Genomic DNA, 3,847 nt, shown 5'->3' on the forward strand with positions numbered 1-3,847 from the left:
GATTTCTAACCTGCCCCCATCTTTTTGCCCTCCATATTTTTGCCGGTTATGCAGTGGGGAAAAACTATTCGAAAGAGCAACTTGTTCCATGCCGGAACGGTGGTATTCACGCGGTGGCGATCCACGACGTTGCTTCACGAACAGACGTTGCCGCCACTCACATGCACACATGGTTCTTACGCTGGGTCTGAGGTGCGGACGACGATCCAATCAGCCTCGGTCCGCAGAACTTAAACATCGGCCGAAGAGGGGCTGAGCAACAATCGACCGCGCAGCACCCGTTCCACAACCTAACCACTCCTGAAATTTTCCAGCCACCATTTTCCTGCCAACTCCGACCGAGCAAATGGGTAGGCAAATGGAGGTAGGAAGATGAGCAGAGGGGGACTCTCGGCAACAGTGTTTGCTAAGCAGGTTGCCGACAGGCCGCAGCGGGGGAACAAGCCACAAATCTCACGGATCGACACCAATCCGGAACCCCTGTTCCATTCGTGATCATTCGTGAGATTCGTGGCCGACCTTCGACCGAACAAATTAGCGCCGGTCGACTGAGCACCGACGCACCGCAGGAATCGAGCGGCGACAAGCTAGATTCTGCAAGAACAGAATCACAGCCACCAAGATCCAAAGAAAACTCAGCCGGACGGTGAACCACGAAAACAACGAAAGTAGGCGAATGTACTTTTCGCGTAATTCGTGCCTTTCGTGGTTTTAAATTCACCAGAGCATCGACGAGCGTCGACAACATATGACCATCAAGTTGATCGACCGCGCAACGACGGTAGCCGTCACGTGGGATGGACGAAAGACTTTCCACTTCAAAAACCTCGCAAGCCGTCCTTAGCTGCACGGCCTGGTTCTGGCTCTCGTTCGTACTCGTGCTCAGCATCGCGGTACTCGGGAATCGTAATCAATCGCCACAGAATATTCTATGGACGCCTCTTTGACGCCGTCAAACTTCATTGCCATTCGAGTCAACATCGCCACGATTCGCTTGAGCTTGGATTACAAGTCGTGACTCTTTGAATCGTCCAAGCCACCCGTCGCGACCAGAACGTATTGATTCGCCGCACACTCAAACGACGAACCGCCCGCGATGTCGAAAAATCGAGCACGGTCTTTTAAGCTTCGCTTATCATTACCCTCGGCGATGTTCAGCGGAATCGACTGAGCCGCCCGAAGCCATTGGTCGCGGGCGTGGCGATGCAATTCGCCAAGTGTTTTGGAAACGTCAAACGCAGCGGCAACGTAGTCGATCGAGAGACGATAAACATCGAGTCGATCATGGTCGAAGATTGGATCGTTCATCAAAGCCCCATTTCGATTGCGATTCCCGAGCACCAGCACCGTTTCACTGAGCACGATGCGCACTTCGTGCCAGAACGGTTGCCGTCAGCGACGGAGGGACAATTGATTCTCAACTTCAAAAACCGCGCCAGCCGTCCTTCGGTGTACGGCTTGGTTACATCACAACACCCCGATGCTTCTGTGGTAGCGATGGCATCTCCACACCATCCACGCAGTGTAACCGCCAACGGTAGCGCAAAGCAATCTGATCGCAAGAAGCGGCGACGAACGCGCCGGCAACCAGTTCCAAACATTCATCACGCTGTGCTCAGAACAGTCACCGAGAAATCCAAGCACAAAGGAAATGCAAGCAATGGCGGTCAACGGAAATCTTTTGAACGATCGGTTGTCGACCGTGAACCCAACAGTCAGTGGAACAATTGAAAATGGGTTGATGCGAAATCCGTCGACAACCGGCGACAAAAACAATGGAAACGCAATCGAGAAAACGGCGAGCAGGCGAAGTCCGTACCGTGTTGGCTTTACGAGGGTGTCCGGCAAGTGAGTTGCATGTTCAACCTCAGGTTCGGGTGACACGTCTAACTTGGGAGGTTCGTACGGGTTTGCAATTTGTGTCAGAGATCGCATTCTAGTTGACCTAACCGCCCGCGTCATCGGGGCCCGTGAGTTGACATTCCGTGTGACACCAATCCAACGGGCCTCCGCGTGCACGCGATGGTTACCCGCCGCTGTAGGGTCAATTGCGAGTGGTTTGCGATTCAATGAACTGCTCGATCTCACGACCAGATTTGACAGAAAAGCCACTGGGAATTGACAGATCTCGAAGCCGAATCTCGTTGGCGATCCAAACATCCACGGTCACATTTCGTCGGTCGCATTTGCAGTGACCGGCTAGTACGTCGTCCGAAGGACATGTTTTGCGCACTGACCAGTCAATTGTCAGTTGCGTCCGTTCTTGATCTCCGAATCCTGTGAGCGGTTGCTCCTCTGGATTGTCGACAACCATCATGCCTGAGTGCAAGACCATCGCCATGTGCGAATGTTCCGCAAACTCAGTGTTAAGCGACGCTAAATGCGTGTTGAGCATTTCCGTGTCCCCACGAAAATACCCCAAATTGCTATGAGCAGAAATCCAACCTCCGACGCATCCGGAGCCAGCGTCGCCAATATCGCGTTGTCCGTACGCGACGGTAAGTGCTTGCGTCACGGTCGCGGTGACCAGGCATGCAGCAAGGGAAACGGTCGAAACGAGAAGCCGTTGCATTCTGGTACGTCCTTGTGTTGTAGTGAAAGTAGAACTCAGTCGGGAAACGAATTGCGATCTATCCGGCTTTTCTACAGACGGATAGATCGTGCGTTGAACGTGACCGCTTTGGGTCTTGGTGATTTCAATCGAACTTTGATTGACGCCAGTGATGATTTTAGCCGGTCCCGAACACTGGTTGCAAGCGTTTGACGCCGTTGCCAGACGTGCTTTGCACGCTTTGGAGTGCTGGTTTTCGAGATGCGGCGCAGCGGTTATCGAACCGGGACTTTTCAGGTTCCTAATTTAGCGGACTTTCGCTGCTTGAAGTGCTCGTGACCAGTCATCCGCTCTCCTGATACCAACGCGGCCGACGGGGGCTGTGCATCGTTTTGCTCCAGCTTGGTTTGTCTTCCACGGAGCAGGCTAAAGGTGTCCCCCTTTGTTTTGTCTGACACCTTTGTTTTGTCCGGGTACGGCGTGTTGCTTTTCCATTTGTAAACGCGGCATGCCGTACTCCGGTGCACGGCATCGTTATCCGCGTATCTACGCTTCCGCCGCATTAAACCCGAGTCGGTTCGCAAGAGGACCAATTACGGAGATTACCTCGATACGAGACGCCATCGTAACATTTACGACGATACGCTGAGGATAGCATTCCACAACGAAGGGCCGATCGTCCTCCGGGGCAGGAAAGGCAGCGTCAATCGCGTCGATCAAAGGCTGCTGGGGAAAGGGCGATGTGAGGACGTCGCCAGAGTCATGCAGAATCAACTCGGCGGCCTCGCTGACTTTTAGCTTTCGCTTTCGACGTGCCTTTGCGTCAGCCAGGTCCTCGGCCCATTTCCAGATTACCAGGTTTGCCGTCATGTTGGTGCAATCATTGAGGGGGCGTAGCAACGACCAGGGTGAGCAAGATGCCGTTTCTGTTTTCGGGTGGCTGCAAGCGAACCGAAATGCTCCGCTAGTTTCAGTCGGATAACGGTTGCCATCACCGAGGACGGACAGTTGACTTTCCATTTGAATAAAGCACGCAAGCCGTCCTTCGGTGCCCACATGGTTCTTACGCCGTGCCTGGGTTGCGGACGACTCGCAATTCGGTCTGGATCCGCGAATCCTTAGAATAGCGATCTTAGAGAGGCGATTCAAACACTCCCCAACATTTTCCTGCCAACATCTTCCTGCCAGCTCCGACCGAGCAAATGGCAGGAAGATGAGCAGAGCGGGGACAGGCCGCAGCGGCGAAATAGCCACCGAGACCCAAAGAGGACTCAGCCAGAAGAAGGACCACGAAAA

Annotated in this window: 4 protein-coding genes; 1 reads left to right on the plus strand and 3 read right to left on the minus strand. The window is 53.7% G+C overall.

Features of this window, described 5'->3' with window-relative positions:
- Positions 1-191 (plus strand): hypothetical protein (locus RMSM_RS42515; protein ID WP_236622099.1); only part of this gene is annotated, 191 nt, incomplete at its 5' end.
- A gap of 814 nt (positions 192-1,005) precedes the next feature.
- Here the strand turns inward: RMSM_RS42515 and RMSM_RS11490 are convergent.
- The 3 genes from RMSM_RS11490 to RMSM_RS11510 form a co-directional block, all read right to left on the minus strand.
- Positions 1,006-1,308 carry a four helix bundle protein gene (locus RMSM_RS11490; protein WP_085980607.1) on the minus strand — a complete coding sequence of 101 codons (303 nt, stop codon included), beginning with the start codon at positions 1,306-1,308 and terminating at the stop codon, positions 1,006-1,008.
- 736 nt (positions 1,309-2,044) lie between these two features.
- Positions 2,045-2,572 (minus strand): hypothetical protein, encoded by a 528-nt coding sequence (locus RMSM_RS11500; RefSeq protein ID WP_008695736.1) that lies wholly within the window; start codon positions 2,570-2,572, stop codon positions 2,045-2,047.
- Between the two features lie 525 nt (positions 2,573-3,097).
- Complete coding sequence (locus tag RMSM_RS11510) at positions 3,098-3,421, minus strand: hypothetical protein (RefSeq protein WP_008695737.1); 324 nt, start codon at positions 3,419-3,421, stop codon at positions 3,098-3,100.
- Positions 3,422-3,847: the final 426 nt, after the last annotated feature.

Origin of the sequence: Rhodopirellula maiorica SM1, from assembly GCF_000346295.1 — a bacterium.
In the GTDB taxonomy this organism is placed as follows: domain Bacteria; phylum Planctomycetota; class Planctomycetia; order Pirellulales; family Pirellulaceae; genus Novipirellula; species Novipirellula maiorica.

Excerpts from the sequence above, each read along its gene's own strand:
- RMSM_RS11490 (WP_085980607.1), bottom strand. The coding sequence starts at position 1,308 with ATGAACGATCCAATCTTCGACCATGATCGACTCGATGTTTATCGTCTC.
- RMSM_RS11500 (WP_008695736.1), bottom strand. The coding sequence starts at position 2,572 with ATGCAACGGCTTCTCGTTTCGACCGTTTCCCTTGCTGCATGCCTGGTC.
- RMSM_RS11510 (WP_008695737.1), bottom strand. The coding sequence starts at position 3,421 with ATGACGGCAAACCTGGTAATCTGGAAATGGGCCGAGGACCTGGCTGAC.